Annotated in this window: 19 protein-coding genes; 16 read left to right on the top strand and 3 right to left on the bottom strand. The window is 72.7% G+C overall.

The window, feature by feature from the left end:
• Positions 1-123 precede the first annotated feature (123 nt).
• The 4 genes from rimI to QI554_RS11820 all read left to right on the top strand — a co-directional run bounded on the left by rimI (position 124) and on the right by QI554_RS11820 (position 3,144).
• Entirely contained in the window at positions 124-621 is a 498-nt protein-coding gene (gene rimI / locus QI554_RS11835; protein WP_281468975.1) for a ribosomal protein S18-alanine N-acetyltransferase, read from the top strand.
• Entirely contained in the window at positions 611-1,651 is a 1,041-nt protein-coding gene (gene tsaD, locus QI554_RS11830) for a tRNA (adenosine(37)-N6)-threonylcarbamoyltransferase complex transferase subunit TsaD (RefSeq protein ID WP_281468973.1), read from the top strand. Before rimI ends, tsaD begins: the two co-directional genes overlap by 11 nt.
• Positions 1,648-1,920 (top strand): hypothetical protein, encoded by a 273-nt coding sequence (locus QI554_RS11825; protein ID WP_281468971.1) that lies wholly within the window; start codon positions 1,648-1,650, stop codon positions 1,918-1,920. Before tsaD ends, QI554_RS11825 begins: the two co-directional genes overlap by 4 nt.
• Before the next feature lie 333 nt (positions 1,921-2,253).
• Complete coding sequence (locus QI554_RS11820) at positions 2,254-3,144, top strand: polysaccharide deacetylase family protein (RefSeq protein ID WP_281468970.1); 891 nt, start codon at positions 2,254-2,256, stop codon at positions 3,142-3,144.
• Here the strand turns inward: QI554_RS11820 and QI554_RS11815 are convergent.
• Entirely contained in the window at positions 3,132-4,325 is a 1,194-nt protein-coding gene (locus tag QI554_RS11815) for a class I SAM-dependent methyltransferase (protein WP_281468967.1), read from the bottom strand. The genes QI554_RS11820 and QI554_RS11815 overlap by 13 nt on opposite strands.
• 75 nt (positions 4,326-4,400) lie before the next feature.
• On the opposite strand from QI554_RS11815, the gene QI554_RS11810 reads away from it, so the two are divergent.
• The 4 genes from QI554_RS11810 (at position 4,401) to QI554_RS11795 (ending at position 8,102) form a co-directional block, all read left to right on the top strand.
• Positions 4,401-4,793, top strand: a complete 393-nt coding sequence (locus QI554_RS11810; protein ID WP_281468964.1) for a DUF6193 family natural product biosynthesis protein — start codon at positions 4,401-4,403, stop codon at positions 4,791-4,793.
• Positions 4,794-5,010: 217 nt separating this feature from the next.
• Positions 5,011-5,319, top strand: coding sequence for a co-chaperone GroES (gene groES / locus QI554_RS11805; RefSeq protein ID WP_235054761.1), 309 nt, complete (start codon positions 5,011-5,013; stop codon positions 5,317-5,319).
• 166 nt (positions 5,320-5,485) lie between these two features.
• Positions 5,486-7,120, top strand: coding sequence for a chaperonin GroEL (gene groL, locus QI554_RS11800; RefSeq protein ID WP_281468961.1), 1,635 nt, complete (start codon positions 5,486-5,488; stop codon positions 7,118-7,120).
• A 172-nt stretch (positions 7,121-7,292) separates the two neighbouring features.
• Positions 7,293-8,102 (top strand): SDR family oxidoreductase, encoded by an 810-nt coding sequence (locus tag QI554_RS11795; RefSeq protein WP_281468960.1) that lies wholly within the window; start codon positions 7,293-7,295, stop codon positions 8,100-8,102.
• A 103-nt stretch (positions 8,103-8,205) separates the two neighbouring features.
• On the opposite strand, the gene QI554_RS11790 is transcribed toward QI554_RS11795, so the two are convergent.
• On the bottom strand, positions 8,206-8,517 hold the full coding sequence (locus tag QI554_RS11790; RefSeq protein WP_281468958.1) for a WhiB family transcriptional regulator: 312 nt from the start codon (positions 8,515-8,517) through the stop codon (positions 8,206-8,208).
• A gap of 516 nt (positions 8,518-9,033) precedes the next feature.
• Here QI554_RS11790 and QI554_RS11785 point away from each other — a divergent pair.
• From QI554_RS11785 to QI554_RS11765, 5 genes are all read left to right on the top strand, one after another.
• The gene (locus tag QI554_RS11785) at positions 9,034-9,645 is read left to right on the top strand and encodes a response regulator transcription factor (RefSeq protein WP_235054757.1); all 612 of its coding nucleotides are present in this window, start codon (positions 9,034-9,036) and stop codon (positions 9,643-9,645) included.
• 130 nt (positions 9,646-9,775) lie between these two features.
• Complete coding sequence (shbA, locus tag QI554_RS11780; protein ID WP_281469376.1) at positions 9,776-10,369, top strand: RNA polymerase sigma factor ShbA; 594 nt, start codon at positions 9,776-9,778, stop codon at positions 10,367-10,369.
• Entirely contained in the window at positions 10,366-10,590 is a 225-nt protein-coding gene (locus tag QI554_RS11775; RefSeq protein WP_281468954.1) for a hypothetical protein, read from the top strand. The genes shbA and QI554_RS11775 overlap by 4 nt, the downstream gene beginning before the upstream one ends.
• Before the next feature lie 247 nt (positions 10,591-10,837).
• Positions 10,838-12,340 carry an IMP dehydrogenase gene (gene guaB, locus QI554_RS11770; protein ID WP_281468952.1) on the top strand — a complete coding sequence of 501 codons (1,503 nt, stop codon included), beginning with the start codon at positions 10,838-10,840 and terminating at the stop codon, positions 12,338-12,340.
• Positions 12,341-12,477: 137 nt separating this feature from the next.
• Complete coding sequence (locus QI554_RS11765) at positions 12,478-13,593, top strand: GuaB3 family IMP dehydrogenase-related protein (protein WP_281468950.1); 1,116 nt, start codon at positions 12,478-12,480, stop codon at positions 13,591-13,593.
• A 95-nt stretch (positions 13,594-13,688) separates the two neighbouring features.
• Here the strand turns inward: QI554_RS11765 and QI554_RS11760 are convergent, their stop codons facing one another.
• A complete protein-coding gene (locus tag QI554_RS11760; protein WP_281468948.1) occupies positions 13,689-14,534 on the bottom strand; it encodes an HAD family hydrolase in 846 nt (281 codons plus the stop codon).
• Positions 14,535-14,741: 207 nt separating this feature from the next.
• On the opposite strand from QI554_RS11760, the gene QI554_RS11755 reads away from it, so the two are divergent.
• The 3 genes from QI554_RS11755 (at position 14,742) to QI554_RS11745 (ending at position 20,643) form a co-directional block, all read left to right on the top strand.
• Positions 14,742-16,451 (top strand): glycerol-3-phosphate dehydrogenase/oxidase, encoded by a 1,710-nt coding sequence (locus tag QI554_RS11755; protein WP_281468946.1) that lies wholly within the window; start codon positions 14,742-14,744, stop codon positions 16,449-16,451.
• Positions 16,452-16,620: 169 nt separating this feature from the next.
• On the top strand, positions 16,621-18,696 hold the full coding sequence (locus QI554_RS11750) for a serine/threonine-protein kinase (protein ID WP_281468944.1): 2,076 nt from the start codon (positions 16,621-16,623) through the stop codon (positions 18,694-18,696).
• Positions 18,697-18,792: 96 nt separating this feature from the next.
• Positions 18,793-20,643, top strand: coding sequence for a serine/threonine-protein kinase (locus QI554_RS11745; RefSeq protein ID WP_281468942.1), 1,851 nt, complete (start codon positions 18,793-18,795; stop codon positions 20,641-20,643).
• The last annotated feature ends 22 nt before the right edge of the window (positions 20,644-20,665 follow it).

Genomic DNA, 20,665 nt, shown 5'->3' with positions numbered 1-20,665 from the left:
GTTTCGACGGACCGCGCCGTTGCGGCCGTCCCTCCGGAGCGGCCGCCCGGGCGGCCCCGCCGGGCACGGGCCGTGCTTCTGGTGCGGCCGAGGCCCGTGGGGCACCGCCGTAGACTCGCGGGCATGAGCGCCTGCACCTTGCGCCCGCTGCGGTGGTGGGACATCGGACCGCTGCTCGACCTCGAGCACGACCTGTTCCCGGAAGACGCCTGGTCGGCGGGCATGTTCTGGTCCGAGCTGGCCGATCCCGAGACGCGGCACTATGTGGTCGCCGAGGACGCGGGCGGCGGCCTGGCCGGATACGCGGGGCTCGCCGCGATCGGCGGCGAGGCGGACGTTCAGACGATCGGCGTACGGCGCGACCAGTGGGGCACCGGGCTCGGCGCGACCCTGCTGCGCGACCTGCTGGACGCGGCCCGGCGGCGCGGCTGCCACCACGTCCTGCTGGAGGTCAGGGTCGACAACACCCGCGCGCAACGGCTGTACGAGCGCTTCGGCTTCGAGCCGCTGGGCGTGCGCCGGGGCTACTACCAGCCCGCCAACGTCGACGCGCTCGTGATGCGCTGCGACCTCACTCGTTCGGATGAAACGCAGGAAGGAGCCACCGACGGTGGCCGCTGACGAACCCCTGGTCCTCGGCATCGAGACCTCGTGCGACGAAACGGGCGTCGGCATCGTGCGCGGCACGACGCTGCTCGCGGACGCGGTCGCCTCCAGCGTGGACGAGCACGCCCGGTTCGGCGGCGTCGTGCCCGAAGTGGCCAGCCGCGCGCACCTGGAGGCGATGGTGCCGACCGTGCACCGCGCGCTCAAGGACGCCGGCGTGACGATGGCCGACATCGACGCCATCGCCGTCACCTCGGGCCCCGGCCTCGCGGGCGCGCTGCTCGTCGGCGTCGCGGCCGCCAAGGGCTACGCGATGGCGCTCGACAAGCCGGTCTACGGCGTCAACCACCTCGCCGCGCACGTGTGCGTCGACCAGCTCGAGCACGGCCGGCTGCCGGAGCCGTGCATGGCGCTGCTGGTGTCGGGCGGGCACTCGTCGCTGCTGCTGGTGCCGGATGTGACCTCCGACGTACGCCCGTTGGGCTCGACCATCGACGACGCCGCGGGCGAGGCGTTCGACAAGGTCGCGCGCGTGCTCGGCCTCGGCTTCCCCGGCGGGCCGATCATCGACCGCGCGGCGCGGGACGGGGACGCCGACGCGATCGCGTTCCCACGCGGGCTGACCGGGCCGCGCGACGCGGCGTACGACTTCTCCTTCTCCGGCCTCAAGACGGCCGTGGCGCGGTGGGTGGAGGCGCGGGAGCGGGCCGGGCACCCGGTGCCGGTCGCCGACGTCGCCGCGTCGTTCCAGGAGGCCGTCGTCGACGTGCTGACCCGCAAGGCGATCCGGGCGTGCCGCGAGAACGGCGTCGAGCACCTGCTGCTGGGCGGCGGGGTCGCGGCGAACTCGCGGCTGCGCGCGCTGGCCGCGGAGCGCTGCGAGGCGGCCGGCGTCTCGCTGCGTGTGCCGCGGCCGAAGCTGTGCACGGACAACGGCGCGATGGTCGCGGCGCTCGGCGCCGAGATGGTGTGGCGCGACCGGGCGCCGTCGATGCTCGACATCCCGGCCGACTCGTCGATGCCGGTCACGGTGACTCAGGCATGACCGCGCGCGTGACCGCCGCCATGTGGGAGGCGAAGGCGAACCCGGGGCGGGCCGACGCGCTGGTGGACTGGGTGTACGACGTCGCGGTGCCGTCGTTGGACGGGGCGGACGGGCTGCGCCGCGTCGAGGTGTTCCAGAGCGCCGACCACCGCGTCGTCGTCATCAGCCTTTGGGGTGAAGGCGGAGAGCCGATCGGGCTGCCCGACCCCCCGTTCGACCTGATCGCGCGGCCGCCGCACGCGTGGGAGTTCGAGCAGGTGCTGCGCTGATCCTCGTCGCGTGACGATCGCGGCCGCCGGTCGGGGGAAAAGCGAACGCCCTTGCATGGCAAGGGCGTTGGCTAGGGGCGGAACTCCGTCCCGCCCCCGGCGAGGAGGCCTGATTCACAAGCCGGGGACGGGAGGGCCGCACTCATGGCGTCGCGCCGCCGCACGCGCCATGCCTTCAGGACATGAGTGTGCCCCGACCGCGGTGCTGTTTACACCCGTATCGACATTCCCGTGTTCGTGGCGCGCACGGTGGTGTATGCGGGTCGCGTAGCGTGGACCGGCGTACGCCCGGCGTGGACGGCGCGCGGGGTTGACCGAGAGGCTCGGGGAACGGTGGCTGCACGCACAAGGGTTCGGGTTCGGACGGCGGTCGCGGGCGCCGCGCTCGCACTGCTCCTCACGGCCTGCGGCAGCGGGTCGGGGGACTCGGCGCCGTTCCAGGGCGGCGGGTCGGCGCACTCCGCGGATCCCGGGGCGCCCGGGCCGGCGGCGAAGAACGGCAACGGGACCACCACGCAGGCGGCCCCCGCCGCGGTGCCGGACGCCGCGGCCCGCGCCGAGAAGTGGGGGCTCAAGCCGTTCGCGGTCCCGCCCGCGGCACCTGCCGTGAAGCCCATAAAGGCGAACCCGGCCGCGCCGCCCGTCGTCAAGCAGATCCCCACCGACCAGAAGGTCGTGTTCGTGACGCTGGACGACGGCGCGGAGAAGGACCCGAAGTTCCTCGACCTGATGCGGGACATGAACATCCCGGTCACGATGTTCCTCAACGACACCTACATCAAGCAGAACCCGGACTACTTCCGGCAGTTGCAGGCGATGGGGAACTCGATCCAGAACCACACCGTCGACCACCCCAACCTGAAGACCCTCGACGCGGCCGCCCAGAAGCGCGAGATCTGCGACGACTCCGACCGCATCGCGACCGCGTACGGCACGCGCCCGCGGCTGTTCCGGCCGCCGTTCGGCAACTACAACCCGGCCACCCTCACCGCCACGGGGCAGTGCGGCATGGGGGCGGTGGTGCTGTGGAAGGAGTCGATGCAGATCAACGACATGCAGTACGCCGAGGGCAAGCAGCTCAAGCCCGGCGACATCATCCTCGCCCACTTCCGCGGCCCGTCCGAGCTCAAGGGCACGACGATGACCCAGATGATGGTCAACCTGTTCCGCAAGATCCAGGACCAGGGCTTCACCATCGCGCGTCTGGACGACTACATCGGCTGAGCCGCCTTCAGCGGGTGCCCCAGCAGCATCGTGGGGGCGCCCGCCACCCGCGTCAGGAACACCGTCGCGGACGCGGGGCCGCTCGGCTTCACCTTGCGGCGCACCTCCTCCGGCTCCACCGCCGACCCGCGCTTCTTCACCGTGAGCGCACCGATGCCGCGCTCGCGCACGATCGCCTTGAGGCGCTTCAGATTGAACGGCAGGACGTCGGTCAGCTCGTACGCCGTCGCGAACGCGGTCGGGGTCAGCGTGTCCGCCGTGATGTAGGCGATCGTCGGATCGACGAGTCGGCCGCCGACCTCCTCCGCCACCTCGGCGACCAGGTGCGCGCGGATGACGGCGCCGTCCGGCTCGTACAGGTAGCGCCCGACCGGACCGTCGGGCGCCTGCCGGGCCCGGTCCGCGGCCAGCACCGCGCCACCCGGCAACAACGTGGCCTGCAACGGCCGTTCAGCGAACGGGCCCCACCACAGCACGGCCTCCTTGACGTCCCCGCCGTACGACACCCACTCGGCGGCCATGCCCTTGGGCACGGCCTCGTGCGGGATGCCCGGCGCGACCTTCGCGGCGCCGCACGGCACCTTCGCGGCCAGCACGTCCAGGAACGACAGCGGCGGCGAATACGCCTCCGGATCGAACACCCGCCCCCGCGCCGTCCGCCGCCCCGGATCCAGGAACGCCGCGTCCACGCCGGACACGTCCGCGTGAGCGACATCCCCGCACCGCACCTCGACCAGATCCGCGACGCCGAGGGCTGCCGCATTCGCCTCCGCCACCGCACACGTGAGCGGATCCATGTCCACCGCCGTCACCCGCACCCCGGCCCGCGCGAGCGCCAACGCGTCCCCGCCGATCCCGCAACACAGGTCGGCCGCCGTCCGCACCCCGGCCCCCGCGATCCGCTCCGCCCGGTGCGCGGCCACCTCGGCCCGCGTCGACTGCTCCACCCCGTTCGCCGTGAAGTACATCCGCCCAGCGTCCGCCCCGAACTTCACCCGCGCCCGCTGCCGCAACCGAGCCTGCGTCAACGCCGCCGCGACCAACCCCGCCTCATGCTCCCGCCGCAACCGCGTGGCCCACCCGATCTCCTCCTCCACCCGGTAATCGGCGAGCACGGCAAGCAGCCCCTGCCCCTCGGGCGCGAGCAGTCGAGAAAAGGCGTCGAGATCCACACCCCCCATTCTCCCAACGGATCAGCAGCGCTCAGACCTCCGCGCAGCTTTCGCCCGCACATGTGGTCGCGGCATCATCACTGGATGACGGACCCCTCGGGATCGGCCTGGGACTTTCAAGAGGAAGCCTCGGCGGCACGTGACGGACAGTCCCGACAAGCCGGGTATCCGGCCCTCGAGCTCGCGCTGATCCGCGCTGCACGGGACAGTTCGCTGCGCCGCTTCTACCCGTTCACGAGCCACTATGAAGTCCGCTTCGGCACCGGACCTCGCTGGTATCTGGGTGAGGACGATCTGCTGTCCGTGGGAATCGCGCCGACTCGTGAGGGCGGCTACCTGGTCTACAGCAGGGACGACGCCGCGCCGGGGGCCCCGCATACGGAGATCCTCAGAACGGACGACGCGGCTGTTGCGATCGCTCAGGTAGAGCGGTTGATTTCCCGAGGTCACGGTCCAGGGGCAGCCCAGGGCGGGTGATGCGGAACCGGGCCCAGGCTGCCTCGCGGGGCAACACGGCGGGCGAGGCGTTGGCACTCTAGTTGACTGAGTGCTAAGCGCGGCCTAGGGTCTGTGATTGGCACTCTCCCTATGAGTGTGCCAACGCGACGGGCAGGTCCGGCACCCGCGACGACGGGCTTACCTGGTCGCCACCTGACAATTACCCCGTGAGATCTCCGAAGGGGGAGGTCGGATCGTGACGACCGCCAGCACCAAGGTTGCCATCAAGCCGCTTGAGGACCGCATTGTGGTCCAGACGCTCGAGGCCGAGCAGACCACGGCCTCGGGCCTGGTCATTCCGGACACGGCGAAGGAGAAGCCCCAGGAGGGCGTCGTCCTGGCCGTCGGTCCGGGCCGGTTCGAGGACGGGCAGCGCCTGCCGCTCGACGTGAAGGTCGGCGACGTAGTCCTCTACAGCAAGTACGGCGGCACCGAGGTGAAGTACAACGGCGAGGAGTACCTCGTCCTCTCGGCGCGCGACGTTCTCGCGATCATCGAGAAGTGACATCGCGGCCCCAGCAGGCACTGCGCTAGGGGCCGCTGATTCATCGACCCGCCCCGGGCACCCCGACTGGGGCGCCCGGGGCGGTGTCGTTGAGCGCCAAGGCTAGGCCCGGCCCCCGGCCGGGCTTCCGCTGACGAGGACCAAGGAACAAGAGGACTCACTTTCCATGGCGAAGATTCTGCAGTTCGACGAGCACGCCCGTCGTTCGCTTGAGCGTGGCGTCAACGCGCTCGCCGACGCGGTCAAGGTGACGATCGGCCCCAAGGGCCGCAACGTCGTCATCGACAAGAAGTTCGGCGCGCCGACCATCACCAACGACGGTGTCACCATCGCCCGCGAGGTCGAGCTCGAGGACCCGTACGAGAACCTCGGCGCGCAGCTCGCGAAGGAGGTGGCGACCAAGACCAACGACATCGCGGGTGACGGCACCACCACCGCCACGGTGCTCGCCCAGGCGCTGGTCCGCGAGGGCCTGCGCAACGTCGCGGCCGGCGCCGCGCCGATGGACCTGAAGAAGGGCATCGACGCCGCGGTCAAGGCCGTGTCGGACGAGCTGCTCGGCACCGCCCGCGCGATCGACGGCAAGGAGGACATCGCCAACGTCGCCGCGCTGTCCGCCCAGGACCGTCAGATCGGCGAGCTCATCGCCGAGGCCATGGACAAGGTCGGCAAGGACGGTGTCATCACCGTCGAAGAGTCGAACACCATGGGCCTGGAGCTGGAGTTCACCGAGGGCCTGCAGTTCGACAAGGGCTACCTGTCGCCGTACATGGTGACCGACCAGGAGCGTATGGAGGCCGTCCTCGACGACCCGTACATCCTGATCAACCAGGGCAAGATCTCGGCGATCGCCGAGCTGCTCCCGATCCTCGAGAAGATCATCCAGGCGGGTGGCAACAAGCCGCTGCTGATCGTCGCCGAGGACATTGAGGGCGAGGCCCTGTCCACGCTGGTGGTCAACAAGATCCGCGGCACGTTCAACGCCGTCGCGGTCAAGGCCCCGGGCTTCGGCGACCGCCGCAAGGCGATGCTGGAGGACATGGCGATCCTCACCGGCGGCCAGGTCATCGCCCCCGAGGTCGGCCTCAAGCTCGACCAGGTCGGCCTGGACGTGCTGGGCACCGCGCGCCGCGTGACCATCACCAAGGACGCCACCACGGTGGTCGACGGTGCCGGCGACTCCGAGAAGATCTCGGACCGCGTGCGCCAGATCAAGGCCGAGATCGAGAACACCGACTCCGACTGGGACCGCGAGAAGCTCCAGGAGCGCCTCGCGAAGCTGGCCGGCGGCGTGTGCGTGATCCGCGTGGGCGCGGCCACCGAGGTCGAGCTCAAGGAGAAGAAGCACCGTCTGGAGGACGCGGTCTCCGCGACCCGTGCGGCCATCGAGGAGGGCATCGTCGCGGGCGGCGGCGCCGCGCTCGTGCACGCCGCGTCGGTGCTCGAGGGCAACCTCGGCCTGGCGGGCGACGTCGCGACCGGTGTCGCGGTCGTGCGCCGCGCGATGGTCGAGCCGCTGCGCTGGATCGCCGAGAACGCGGGCCTCGAGGGCTACGTCATCGTCAACAAGGTGCAGGAGCTCGAGGTCGGCCACGGCTTCAACGCGGCCACCGGCGAGTACACCGACCTGCTGAAGGCCGGCGTCATCGACCCGGTCAAGGTGACCCGCTCCGCGCTGCAGAACGCCGCGTCGATCGCGTCGCTGCTGCTCACGACCGAGTCGCTGGTCGTCGAGAAGCCGGCCGAGGCCGAGGCGGCGGGCCACGGCCACAGCCACGGCGGCCACGGCCACAGCCACTGACGTACGCCTGACGCGGCCTGACGCCGCCTGACGGCAAACGCTGGGCCGAGTGCCCGGCGACACCCTGCGTGTCGCCGGGCACTCGGCCTTTTGTGTGCCCGGCTCATCTGGAAGAGTGCGCCGTGCACGCAATCTGACAGTCCGTCAGAGCTGCCCGACGCAAGGGAGAACGATGGGTACGTACGCGATCACCGGTGCGGCGTCCGGCCTCGGCGCGGCGACCAAGGCCCGGCTGGAGGCGGACGGCCACCGGGTCATCGGCGTGGACCTGCGCGACAGCGACGTGAACGTGGACCTGTCGACCGCGGACGGCCGCGCGGAGGCGGTCGCCCGCGTCACGGAGCTGTCCGGCGGCGCGCTCGACGGCTTCGTTCCGTTCGCGGGCCTCGCGGCGGCCACCGGCCGGCCCGGCTCGCTGATGGTGTCCGTGAACTACTTCGGCGCCGTCGAGGTGCTGGAGGGCGTCCGCCCGCTGCTGGCCAACGGCACCAACCCGTCCGCGGTCCTGGTGAGCTCGAACTCGACGACGTGCCAGCCGAACTGGCCGGTCGAGCTGGCCGAGCTGTGCCTGGCCGGCGACGAGGCGGCGGCGCGCGAGGCGGCGGACAAGGACCCGCTTGGCTCCTACCCGGCGGCCAAGGCCGCGCTCGCGTACTACGTGCGCACCAAGGGTGTCGGCGAGGAGTGGATCGGCGCGGGCATCCGCCTCAACGCGATCGCCCCGGGCCTGATCGAGACGCCGATGACGGCGGCCGGCAAGGTCGACCCGCTGACCGCCGAGGGCATGAAGATGTTCCCGCTGCCGATCGGCCGCGGCGGCCGCCCCGAGGAGATCGCCGCGCTCACCGCGTTCCTGCTCGGCCCCGAGTCGACGTTCTTCGTGGGCTCGGTGGTGTTCTCGGACGGCGGGACGGACGCGCTGCTGCGCGGCAAGGACTGGCCGAAGATGTGGGAGCTGGACCTGTCCGCGTTCGGCATGTGAGTCCGGCGCGCGGCCAGGGGCGACACGTGTCGCCCGGCCGCCCCGGGAAGACGGCGACCCCGTCCCGAGCCGTTCGGGACGGGGTCGCCGTCGTTGTCGCGGGTCAGCCCGCGGTGGTCACGTCCGTGCGGTTGAGCATCCGGCGCCGGCCGTCCATCTCGACGCGGTCGTCCTCGGTCAGGCCGCCCCAGACGCCGTAGGGCTCGCGTACCGCCAGCGCGTGCTGGGCGCACTGCACGCGGACCGGGCAGCGTTGGCACACCTCCTTGGCCGCGGCCTCGCGCGCCACCCTCGCCGCGCCGCGTTCGCCCTCGGGGTGGAAGAACAGAGCGCTGTCGACACCGCGGCAGGCGGCCGAGAGCTGCCAGTCCCACAGGTCGGCGTTGGGGCCGGGCAGCCGTGAGAAATCAGCCATGAGTCGTCCCTCGTGTTCAGGGGCAGTTGCAGGGTCGTAGCCGTGCGTTCACGGTCACTAGCGGATCCCTCCGCAGTGGTGGCGGATCCATCCGATCAAAGGATGGTGCGAAAGTGCCACAAGTTGATCAGTTCCATGCATATATCGGTCTTATGCGCGAAAACCAGTAAAAAATCTGTGGCCTGGACCCGCGAAGCGGTTGGCTTGCGGTTGGCTGATGTGCGCCTGGCGGCCGCCGGGCGCTCGCCAGAGTGAGGTCGTGTCGCTCGGAAAGGTCACCGCGTCGGCGTGCCCTCAGGAGGGGTCGGCTCGTTGTGGTAGCGGGTGGCCGGACGGCCCCCTGAACAATCCCGTAACCCTTTCGAGTGACGGTCGTTGGGGATGGGTGAGGCGGTCGGCGGTTCGGACCCCGTGGGTGCATCGCGCGGGTGGAGACTCCTGATCACGATCGCATAGGCAACGGAACGTACAGGCGTGGAGGCTCAACGTGACGCGGATCTGCTGCGGAGGCCGGCGATGACGACCGTCCTGGTCTGCGACGATTCCCCGCTGGTCCGGGAGACGCTCCGGCGTGCGGTGGCGACGGTCCCCGGTGTCGAGCGGGTGACCACGGCCACGAGCGGCGAGGAGGTGCTGCGCCGTTGGGGCGCCGAGCGCTCCGACCTCGTCCTCATGGACGTGCGGATGCCCGGGCTCGGCGGTGTGGAGGCGGTGCGCCGGCTGCTCGCGGGCGACCCGGGTGCCCGGGTGATCATGCTGACGATGGCCGAGGACCTCGACGGGGTCGCGCTCGCGGTCGCCGCCGGGGCGCGCGGCTACCTGCACAAGGACGCGTCGCGCGCGGAACTGCGTGCCACCGTCTCGCAGGCTCTCGCGGACCCGACGTGGCGCCTCGCGCCGCGCCGGCTGCGGTCCGCGGACATGGGTGTGGCGCCGACCCTCACGGCGCGCGAGATCCAGGTGCTCGAGGGCATGAGCCACGGCCGCAGCAACGCGGAGATCGGCCGTGAGCTGTTCCTTTCCGAGGACACGGTCAAGACGCACGCGCGGCGGCTGTTCAAGAAACTGGGCGCGTCGGACCGGGCGCACGCGGTCGCGCTGGGCTTCCGCTGGGGCCTCGTGCGGTGATCCGACGGTGTTCGCGGACCCTGCGGAACGGCGGACGGCGGGCCCGGCACAGGCCGTGCCCGGCCCCTCGTGCGAACCGCAGGGCCGCGGGCCCGGCATACTGAATCTCATGGGCGGGACCGCCGAGCGCATGCCGGACAGACCGGAACGGGCCGACAGCCGGGTCGACGACGGCCTGCGGGCTGTGGTGGTTCGGGCTGTCCAAGGGGATCTTCAGGCCACCGACGAACTGCTGGCCTACGTACGCCCGCTGGTGCTCCGGTACTGCCGGGCCCGGCTCGGGCGGGTGTCCGGCGCCGAGCACGCCGCGGACGACGCGGCTCAGGAAGTGTGCCTCGCGGTGCTGTCGGCGCTGCCGCGCTACCGCGACGAGGGCCGCCCCTTCGAGGCGTTCGTGTTCGGCATCGCGGCGCACAAGGTGGTGGACGTGCAGCGCGCCGCGGTGCGCGCCGCAGTCCCGACCTGCGACCTCCCCGAGGCGATCGACGACTATCCGGGGCCCGAGGACCAGGTGGTCCGCCGCAGTGACGCCGCACACGCGCGCGCCCTGCTCGGCCGGCTCCCCGACAACCTCCGCGAACTGCTCGTGCTGCGGGTCGCGGTCGGCCTGTCCGCCGAGGAGACCGGGCGCGCGATGGGCATGTCGCCGGGCGCGGTGCGGGTCGCGCAGCACCGTGCTCTGACCCGGCTGCGCGCGCTGGCGGAGGAGGAGATGACCGCGTGACTGCACGAGTGCCGGGTATGCGCCAGGTGCGGATGGGCGCCCCGACGCCGCGCGCCCTGGCCGACCTGGGACTCCTGCGCCGGGACGACGAACTCGTGGAGACGTTGCGACTGCGCGCCACGTGGTCGTCCGGCGACCGCGTCACCCGGTTGTTCCACGCGCTGCTCGCCGAGGTCGACGCGGGTCCGGCGGTGCGCCGAGCGGTCTCCGACCGCGCGTGAGCGGGCGCGGGCGAGCCGGTGCGGGAAGCACCCGGGCCCGCGCGCTGTTGAAGCCGAGTAACATTGGGCCCCATCCCATGGACACACCTCCGGGGCGGCCGTCCCACGCGGGCGGCGGCGGACCGGTGGAGTCGTCGTTTTCCCGCGGCCCGGCGGGAACGGCCGCGTGTCGCCGGGCTCCAGCAGATCGCTCCGGCTCGATCCCCCTTCGAGTCCCACGCAACCGAACCGGAAACCGGAAGGTGTCATGAGTCTCACGGCCGACGGCGTACCCGAGAAGTTCGCGATGCTCGGGCTGACCTACGACGACGTCCTGCTGCTGCCGGGCGCGTCCGACGTCGTGCCGAGTGAGGTCGACACCTCCTCGCGCGTCACCCGCAACATCAGCGTGCGGATCCCCCTGCTGTCGTCGGCGATGGACACCGTCACCGAGTCGCGCATGGCGATCGCGATGGCCCGTCAGGGCGGCGTCGGCGTGCTGCACCGCAACCTGTCGATCGAGGACCAGGCGAACCAGGTCGACCTGGTGAAGCGGTCCGAGGCCGGCATGGTCATCGACCCGATCACCATCGGCCCGGACGCGACGCTGCGCGACGCCGACGAGCTGTGCGGCCGCTACCGCATCAGCGGCGTCCCGGTCACCGACGAGACGGGCCGCCTGCTGGGCATCGTCACCAACCGCGACCTGCGCTTCGAGGTGGACCACCAGCGCAAGGTCCGCGAGGTCATGACGCCGATGCCGCTGGTGACCGGGCCGGTCGGGATCAGCGGCGAGGACGCGATGGAGCTGCTGCGCCGCCACAAGGTGGAGAAGCTTCCGCTCATCGACGACGCGGGCCGGCTGCGCGGCCTGATCACCGTCAAGGACTTCGTCAAGAGCGAGCAGTACCCGCACGCCACCAAGGACGCCGACGGCCGCCTGGTGGTCGGCGCCGCGGTCGGCACCGGCGACGACAGCTTCCGCCGCGTGCAGGCGCTGGTCGACGCGGGCGTGGACTTCATCGTGGTGGACAGCGCGCACGGCCACTCGCGCGGCGTGCTGGAGATGATCGCCAAGGTCAAGGCGAACACCAAGGTCGACGTCGTCGGCGGCAACGTCGCGACGCGGGACGGCGCCCAGGCGCTGATCGACGCGGGCGTGGACGGCGTCAAGGTCGGCGTCGGCCCCGGCTCGATCTGCACCACGCGCGTCGTCGCGGGCGTCGGCGCGCCGCAGGTCACCGCGATCTACGAGGCGTCGCTGGCGTGCGGCCCGGCCGGGGTCCCGGTGATCGGCGACGGCGGCCTGCAGTACTCGGGCGACATCGCCAAGGCGATCGCGGCCGGCGCGGACACCGTGATGCTCGGCAGCCTGCTGGCAGGCTGCGAGGAGAGCCCCGGCGAGCTGATCTTCATCAACGGCAAGCAGTTCAAGAGCTACCGCGGCATGGGCTCGCTGGGCGCCATGCAGTCGCGCGGCCAGGCCAAGTCGTTCTCGAAGGACCGCTACTTCCAGGACGACGTGCTGTCCGAGGACAAGCTGGTTCCCGAGGGCATTGAGGGCCAGGTGCCGTACCGCGGCCCGCTGTCGGCCGTCGCGCACCAGCTCATCGGCGGCCTGCGCGCGTCGATGGGGTACGCGGGCGCGCCGACCGTCCCGGACCTGAAGGTGCGGGGCCGGTTCGTCCGGATCACCGCGGCGGGCCTGCGGGAGTCGCACCCGCACGACATCAACATGACGGTCGAGGCGCCGAACTACTCGTCGCGCTGACGCGGCGGGGGCATCCGGCGGGTTTTCCGTACGGGGCGGTCGGGAACCGGAGGTTCCGGGCCGCCCCGTACGCTTGTCCCCGGGCATGTCGTATGAACGGCGGCCCAACCACTTGAGAACGGCAGGAGAGGCGCAACGTGACTGAGGTCGAGATCGGACGAGGCAAGCGCGGCCGGCGTGCCTTCCACTTCGACGACGTCGCCATCGTCCCGAGCCGGCGCACCCGGGACCCCGAAGAGGTCTCGATCGCGTGGCAGATCGACGCGTACCGGTTCGAGCTGCCGTTCCTGACCGCGCCGATGGACAGCGTGGTCTCCCCGGAGACGGCGATCGCGGTGGGCCGCATGGGCGGCCTGGGCGTGCTCAACCTCGAGGGCCTGTGGACCCGCTACGAGGACCCGGCGGCGCTGCTCGCGGAGATCGGCACGCTGGACGAGCCGACCGCGACGCGCCGCATGCAGGAGATCTACGCGGAGCCGATCAAGGAGGAGCTGATCGGCGCCCGGATCAAGCAGATCCGCGAGGCGGGCGTGGTCACCGCGGCGGCGCTGTCGCCGCAGCGCACCGCGCAGTACCACAAGGCGGTCATCGACGCGGGCGTCGACATCTTCGTGATCCGCGGCACCACGGTGTCGGCCGAGCACGTGTCGGGCCGGGCCGAGCCGCTGAACCTCAAGCAGTTCATCTACGACCTCGACGTGCCGGTGATCGTCGGCGGGTGCGCGACCTACCAGGGCGCGCTGCACCTGATGCGCACGGGCGCGGCGGGCGTGCTGGTCGGCTTCGGCGGCGGCTCGGCGCACACCACGCGCAACGTGCTGGGCGTCGCGGTGCCGATGGCGACCGCGGTGGCCGACGTCGCCGAGGCGCGCCGCGACTACCTCGACGAGTCGGGTGGCCGCTACGTGCACGTCATCGCGGACGGCAGCGTCGGCAACAGCGGCGACATCGCCAAGGCCGTCGCGTGCGGCGCCGACGCGGTGATGATCGGCAGCGCGCTGGCGCGCGCGACCGACGCGCCGGGCAACGGGCACCACTGGGGCTCCGAGGCGCACCACCCCGAACTGCCGCGCGGGCGCCGCATGGACCTGGGCGCGGTCGGCACGCTGGAGGAGGTCCTGACCGGGCCGTCGCACGTGTCGGACGGCTCGATGAACCTGTTCGGCGCGCTGCGCCGCGCGATGGCGACGACGGGCTACACGGACCTGAAGAAGTTCCAGCAGGTCGAGGTGACGGTGTCGCCGGCGCACTGACGCGCTCTGCGGTTCTCCGACGGCCCGGTCCCCGCGAGGGGGCCGGGCCGTCGGTGTTTTCCGGGCTCGTCACGTCGGCCGGTGAGCCCGGGGGCTCAGGCGAGGAACTCCCGTTCCAGGAAACGCGCGACGCCGTCCTCGTCGTTCGGGCCGGTCACGTCCGTGGCCAGCGCCAGGACGTCCGGGTGCGCCGAGCTCGGCGCCACGCGGCGGTCCGCGAGCGCGAACATCGCCAGGTCGTTGAGGTGGTCGCCGCACACCAGCAGCTCACCGGTGTGGCCGACGCGCTCGCGCAGGTCGCGGACCGCGGCGCCCTTGTCGGCGGTGGGGCTGTGCACGCCGAACTCGGTCTGGCCGGGGCAGTAGCCGTTGCTCATGGAGACGATCGACGCCTGGCCGCGGCACAGCGTGTCGAGCGTCTTGGCGAACGACTCGGCGTCGGCGTCGGGGACGGACACGCGGATCAGCGCGATCCGCTGCTCGGCGGTCAGCGCGCGGAAGTCGGCGCAGTAGCGCAGCCGTGGGTCGCCGAGGTCGCGTTTCTCCTCGTAGAACCAGCGGGTCCCGGGGGTGGTCAGGTCGCCGTATGCGACGGTGTCGGTCTCGCCGTCCCACGCGGTCAGCGACGGCTCGATGCCGGCGGTGAGCAGGTGGTCCACGACGCGCGCGGCGAGGCCTCGGTCCAGGGTGTGGTGGGACAGGTGCCTGCCGGTCGCCGGGTCGGAGACGTACGAGCCGCCCAACTCGATGACCGGAAGGGCCAGTTCGACGTCCGGCAGGAGCGCCCGGATGGACGGCAGGCCGCGTGCCGTTGCGATGGTCGTCGGAATGCCCGCGGCGATGAGGCGGTTCAGCACGTCGCGCGTGTAGCCGGACGCGGTCGCGTCGGGCCTCAGGAGGGTGCCGTCCAGGTCGCAGACGATCAGCGGCGGCTGGGTCACGGGAGGCCTCGCTCTCGTTGGGATTCGACGGTACCCGCCGGCTCACGCGGTGTTCACCCGGGCGGGGTATAGAGGATCCGGGCGAGACACGGCCGGGGAGCGCGGTTCCGCGCGGCAGACGCGGGCACGGGTGATGATCGGGTTGTTGATCAAGCAGGCGGCCGGCGCACCGACAGGCGCCGGCGAACGGGAGCGGGTGACGACGCGTTGAGGACCACGGCGTTGGGGTTGCGGGCGCGCGGGGACGCACTGGACCGGATGGCCGAACGGGAGTTGGACGTGGTCGTCGTCGGCGGCGGCGTGGTCGGCGCCGGCACGGCGCTCGACGCGGTCACCCGGGGTCTGAGCGTGGGCCTGGTCGAGGCGCGCGACTGGGCGTCGGGCACGTCCAGCCGGTCCAGCAAGCTGATCCACGGCGGGCTGCGCTACCTGGAGATGCTCGACTTCGCGCTGGTGCGCGAGGCGCTGCGTGAGCGCGGGCTGATGGTGCAGCGGCTCGCACCGCACCTGGTGAAGCCGGTGCCGTTCCTGTACCCGCTGCAGCACCACGCGTGGGAGCGGGTCTACGTCGGCTCGGGGGTGGCGCTGTACGACACGATGGGCGTGTCCAGCGGCTACGCGCGCGGCCTGCCGGGGCACCGGCACCTGAGCCGCCGCCGCGCGCTGCGCCTGGCCCCCGCGCTGCGCAAGGACGCGCTGGTCGGCGCCGTGCAGTACTACGACGCGCAGGTCGACGACGCGCGCCACACCATGACGCTCGTGCGCACCGCCGCCGGCTACGGCGCGCACGTCGCCAACCGCGCGACGGTGACCGGCTTCCTGCGCGAGGGCGAGCGTGTCGTGGGCGTGCAGGTCGCCGACCTCGAACGGGGCCGCGAGTACGAGATCCGCGCCCGCCAGGTGGTCAACGCGACGGGCGTGTGGACGGACGAGACGCAGGCGCTGGTCGGCGAGCGCGGCCAGTTCCACGTGCGCGCGTCCAAGGGCATCCACCTGGTGGTGCCGAAGGACCGCATCCACTCGTCGACCGGCCTGATCCTGCGCACCGAGAAGTCGGTGCTGTTCGTGATCCCGTGGGGCAGGCACTGGATCATCGGCACCACGGACACCGACTGGGACCTGGACAAGGCGCACCCGGCGGCCAGCGCCACCGACATCGAGTACCTGCTGGAGCGCGTCAACGCGGTGCTCGCGGTGCCGCTCAGCCGCGAGGACGTCGAGGGCGTGTACGCGGGCCTGCGGCCGCTGCTGCGCGGCGAGTCCGACGCGACCAGCCAGCTGTCGCGCGAGCACACCGTGGCGCACCCGGTGCCGGGCCTGGTGGTGGTCGCGGGCGGCAAGTACACGACGTACCGCGTCATGGCGGCCGACGCCGTGAACGCGGCCGTGCACGGGCTCGACCGCAAGGTCGCGCAGAGCTGCACGGACACGGTGCCGCTGGCGGGCGCCGAGGGCTACCACGCGCTGTGGAACGCCCGCGCCACGATCGCGGCCCGCTCGGGCCTGCACGTCGCACGCGTCGAGCACCTGCTGAACCGGTACGGGGCGCTCGTCGACGAGGTGCTGGCGCTCGTCGAGGAGGACCCCGCGCTGGGACGGCCGCTGACCGGCGCGGACGACTACCTGTGCGCCGAGGTGGTGTACGCGTGCACGCACGAGGGCGCGCTGCACCTGGAGGACGTCCTCGACCGGCGCACCCGCATCTCGATCGAGACGTTCGACCGCGGCGTCGGCGCGGCCGAGCAGTGCGCCCGGCTGATGGCCCCGGTGCTCGGCTGGACCGACGAGCAGGTGGCGCGCGAAGTCGACTACTACCTCAAACGGGTGGACGCCGAACGCGAGTCGCAGGAGCAGCCGGACGACCGCACGGCGGACGCTGTGCGTATGGGCGCGGAGGAGGTCGTCCCGCTGGTGTGACCTCGCGCGCGCGCCGGGTGCGCGACGGTCGCGAACCGGCCAAAGGTGACGAATCGTCAGGTCGGCGGTCCGCTCGGCGGCGCGGGTGGTTCCCCGCCGGACGGACCGCCGAAGCGCTCTCGGGGTGGTTGACTGGAAGGGTCGCGAACCCGAAGACCAGGAGACGCGCATGACCGACCCCGAGTCCGACGGGCGCCTGCTCGCGGGCCGGTACCGGCTGCGGGAGCGGCTGGGTCGGGGCGGCATGGGCACGGTCTGGAGCGCGCTGGACGAGGTGCTGGACCGCGAGGTCGCGGTCAAGGAGCTGCGCGTTCCCCGGAACGTCGACGACGACGAGCGCGACACGCTGTGCTCCCGCATGCTGCGCGAGGCCCGGGCCGCGGCGCGCATCGACCACCCCAACGTCGTCACGATCTTCGACGTCGTCGAGGAGGACGGCCGGCCGTGGATCGTGATGGAGCTGGTCCGCGGCCTCTCGCTCGCACAGGCGATCGAGAAGGAGGGCCCGCTGCCGGCGGGCCGCACCGCGGAGCTCGGGCTGCGCCTGCTGTCCGCGCTGGACGCCGCGCACGCCGCCGGCGTCCTGCACCGCGACGTCAAGCCCGCCAACGTGCTGCTCGCCCGCAACGGACGGGTCGTGCTCACCGACTTCGGCGTCGCCTCCGTCGAGGACAGCGCGACGCTCACCCAGCTCGGCGCGCTCGTCGGCTCGCCCGAGTACCTGGCCCCCGAGCAGATCGACGGGCAGATGCCGGGCCCGCGCTCCGACCTGTGGTCGCTCGGCGTGACGCTGTACGAGGCGGTCGAGGGCAAGGCCGCCTACCGCCGCGCCACGCACGCGGCGACGCTGGCCGCGGTCGCCGCCGCGCGGTTCCCCGACCTGGAGCTCGCCGGGCCGCTGATGCCCGCGCTGCGTACCGTCCTCGTCCAGGACCCGACCGCCCGGGCGGACTCGGCGCTCCTGCGCGAGCGCCTGATCGAGGCCGCCGACACGGCGCCCGCCGTCGCGCCCGGCACGCCCGGCGCGCGGAGCTTTCCCGGCCGGGCCCGGACGGCCGTCGGCAGCGCCGCGGGGGTGACCGGGCGCCGGCACGCCGTCCACGGCACCGGGCACGGGCCGCCGCACGGTGTGAGCGGTGCGGCGGGCGCGCTGCGCGGCGTCCGGGACGGCGCCCCGGCGGTGCGGCACTCCCCGTTGGAGCCGGGCGGCGCGCGGCGCGGCCACGCGACCGGGCGCACCGGGCACGAGGGGCCCGTCGGCACGGTCGAGCCCGCCGGGCACAGCGTCGAGGCCGAGGCGGACGGCGCGACACCGCCCGCCGGCGTGACCCAGACCAACCTGCGCGTGCAGAGCACGCACGCGGGCGAACGCGTGTCCGACCCCACCGAAGTCCTGCCGGTCAGCCGGACCGGCAAGCCCACCCGCGCGGAACGCGCCCGGGCCCGCCGCGGCGGCGGCTTCCGGGCCCGCTACCGGCGCTGGCCGCGCTGGTGGATCAGGCACTGGGCGACCGTCCTGGTCGTCGTCGCGATCTGCAGCGCCGCGGTGTCCCGCTGGCTCGCCGACTACGGCAGCTGGGCCGGCATGTACACGATCTCGCTGCTCGCCGCGATCCTCGCGGTGTGGCTCTTCCTGCCGCACCGCCGCCTCTCCCGGTCGGTCCCGGCGGCGATGCTGGTCGGGGTGATCGGCGGCGGGGTGCTGCAGCTGCGCGACATCAACCCCAACCTCGTCGAGGTGCTCGCGGTCGTCGGCGGCTGCCTCCTGCTCGGACCGCTCATCGACGGCGCGGTGCTCAGACGGCTGCGTACCGGGTCGGGGCTCGGCTTCGCGCTGCCGGTCCCGGAGGGCTGGAGCTGCACCACCACCGACAGCGGCCTGTCGGTGTACGACCCCGACCGGCTCGTCTCGGTGACCGTCGCCGTGGACAAGGGCATCGTCATGCCGCCCGAGGAGTCCGTGCTGCACCGCGAGCACGGCACGCTGGCCTCGCGCGACTACCGCGACAGCGAGAGCTACCGGCGCGTCGAACTGGCGTCCATGGACTACAAGGGCCACGACGCCGCCGAATGGGAGTACGTGTGGCGCGGCCCCGAGGGCGCCGCGTTCCACGGCAAGGACCTGGTCGTCCGGACCGAGGACGGGGTGCGCTACTGGATGACCGTGCGCTGCCGCGAAGAGCTGTGGCCGACCGCGGGGGCGTACTTCGAGCACGCGAAGGAGAACCTGTCGATCGTCCGGTGACGTCCCTGGATAGGTTGGCCCCCCACAAGGGGGGCGTGCGGAGCCGACGGGGCGCGCATGGTGGAGGTCGCGGCGTAACGGGCGGGGTAGGCGGACATGACGGAACCGGACGGTGGGCGCGGCGCCGAGCGCGGCGCCCACGGTGCCCAGCGGGGTGCCGAACGGGGCGGCGGGCAGGGCGGCGAGCGGGTCGTGGCCGGCCGCTACCGGCTCGGCGAGATGCTCGGCCGCGGCGGCATGGGCACGGTGTGGCAGGCCCACGACGCGGTCCTCGACCGGATCGTGGCGCTCAAGGAAGTGCGCGTCCCCGACGAGCTCGACGACGAGGAACGCGGGCGGCGCTCGGCCCGCGCCATGCGCGAGGTCCGGGCGGCGGCGCTGGTCGCGCACCCCAACGTGGTGGTCGTGTACGACGTCGTCGAGCACGACCTACGGCCGTGGATCGTCATGGAGTTCGTGCCCGGCCGGACGCTCGCCGAGGACCTCGACGAGGGCCGCCTGCCGGTGCGCGAGGCGGCGCGTGTGGCCCGCCAGATCATCGACGCGCTGCGGGCCGTGCACGCCGCGGACGTGGTGCACCGCGACGTCAAGCCCGCCAACGTGCTGCTGGCGCGCGACGGGCGGGCCGTGCTCACCGACTTCGGCATCGCCACGCTCGTCGGGTCGACGACCATCACCGCCACCGGCACGACCATAGGGACCCTGGAGTACATGTCCCCGGAGCGCGCCCTGGGGGTGCGGCCGGGGCCGGCGTCCGACCTGTGGTCGGCCGGGGCGACGCTCTACGAGATGGTCGAAGGCCGCTCCCCGTTTCGCCGCAACGGCGAGTTCGCGACCCTGCAGGCCGTGATGGACGGCCAGTACGACCCGCCGCGGCACGCGGGCGCGCTCGAGCCCGTGCTGGCCGGACTGCTGACCGCCGACCCCGACCAGCGGATGACGGCGGAGGCGGCGATCAAGCTGCTGACGGCGGTGGAGGCCGGGACGCCGGGCGCGGTGGTCTTGGACGGCGTGCCTGCGGGCGCGACCGACGGCGGCCGTGTGCGGGGCGGCGTGGACCCGGCCGCGGCGGCGGTCACCGTCGACGGCGTTCCGGCGCCGCGCGTGACGCGGCCGGAGCGGACCTCGGCTTCGGCGGCGGTGGGGTACACCGCCCCGGTGTCCCAGACGTCCGGCCAGGGTGGCTCGTCGGGGGCGGACCTGGGCGACGCCGCCACGTGGGGGCCGGCGGTGGCAGCCGGTCAGGGCGGCCCCGCGGTCACGCCGACCGCGGGGTCGGACGGGGCCGGGTCGGGTGGCGGCGGGCGCCGTCGTCGGCTGCCCCTGGTGCTGGGCGGTACGGCGCTCGTGGTCGCGGCCGCGGTGGTCGTCGTGCTGCTCAAGGTGGTCGGCGGCGACTCGAAGGACTCGCACGACGCGGCCTCGCCGGCCGCGTCCGGGGCCGCGGCGTCGCCGTCCGCGCCGGCCGGGACCGGTCCGTCGGCGTCGCCGGTGCCGCCGTCGTCCACCAACCCCGCCGGCTACCACCAGGCGAACGACCAGGCCGGCTTCAGCGTGCTGGTGCCGGACGGGTGGACCCGTGACCCGAAGGGCGACCGGGTGTTCTTCCGGTCGTCCGACGACTCTTTGCGGCTCGGCGTGCGGATGGACCCGGCGGACGCGTCCGGCGACGCGTACAAGGATCTGGCCGCGCAGGCCGGCACCGGAGCGGGCAGTTACCCCGGCTACACGCCGATCCAGCTGACCCGGACGACGTACAAGGGAAACCCGGCCGTCGTCTGGGAGTTCACCTGGTCGGACTCCGGGGTGCAGCGGCGCACCGTCAACCTGCGCTACACGGCGAACGGTCACACGTACGACTTCTGGGTGTCCGGTCCGGAGGCCCAGTCGCCAACCGTGCGGGGCGCTTTCGACCAGGCGAAGTCCAGCTTCACGCCTACACGTTGATCATCCGCGCCGGAGTGCGCGC

This window comes from Yinghuangia seranimata (assembly GCF_029953285.1).
GTDB classification, from domain to species: Bacteria; Actinomycetota; Actinomycetes; order Streptomycetales; family Streptomycetaceae; genus Yinghuangia; species Yinghuangia seranimata.
This window is presented reverse-complemented; position numbering and strand designations above follow the sequence as displayed.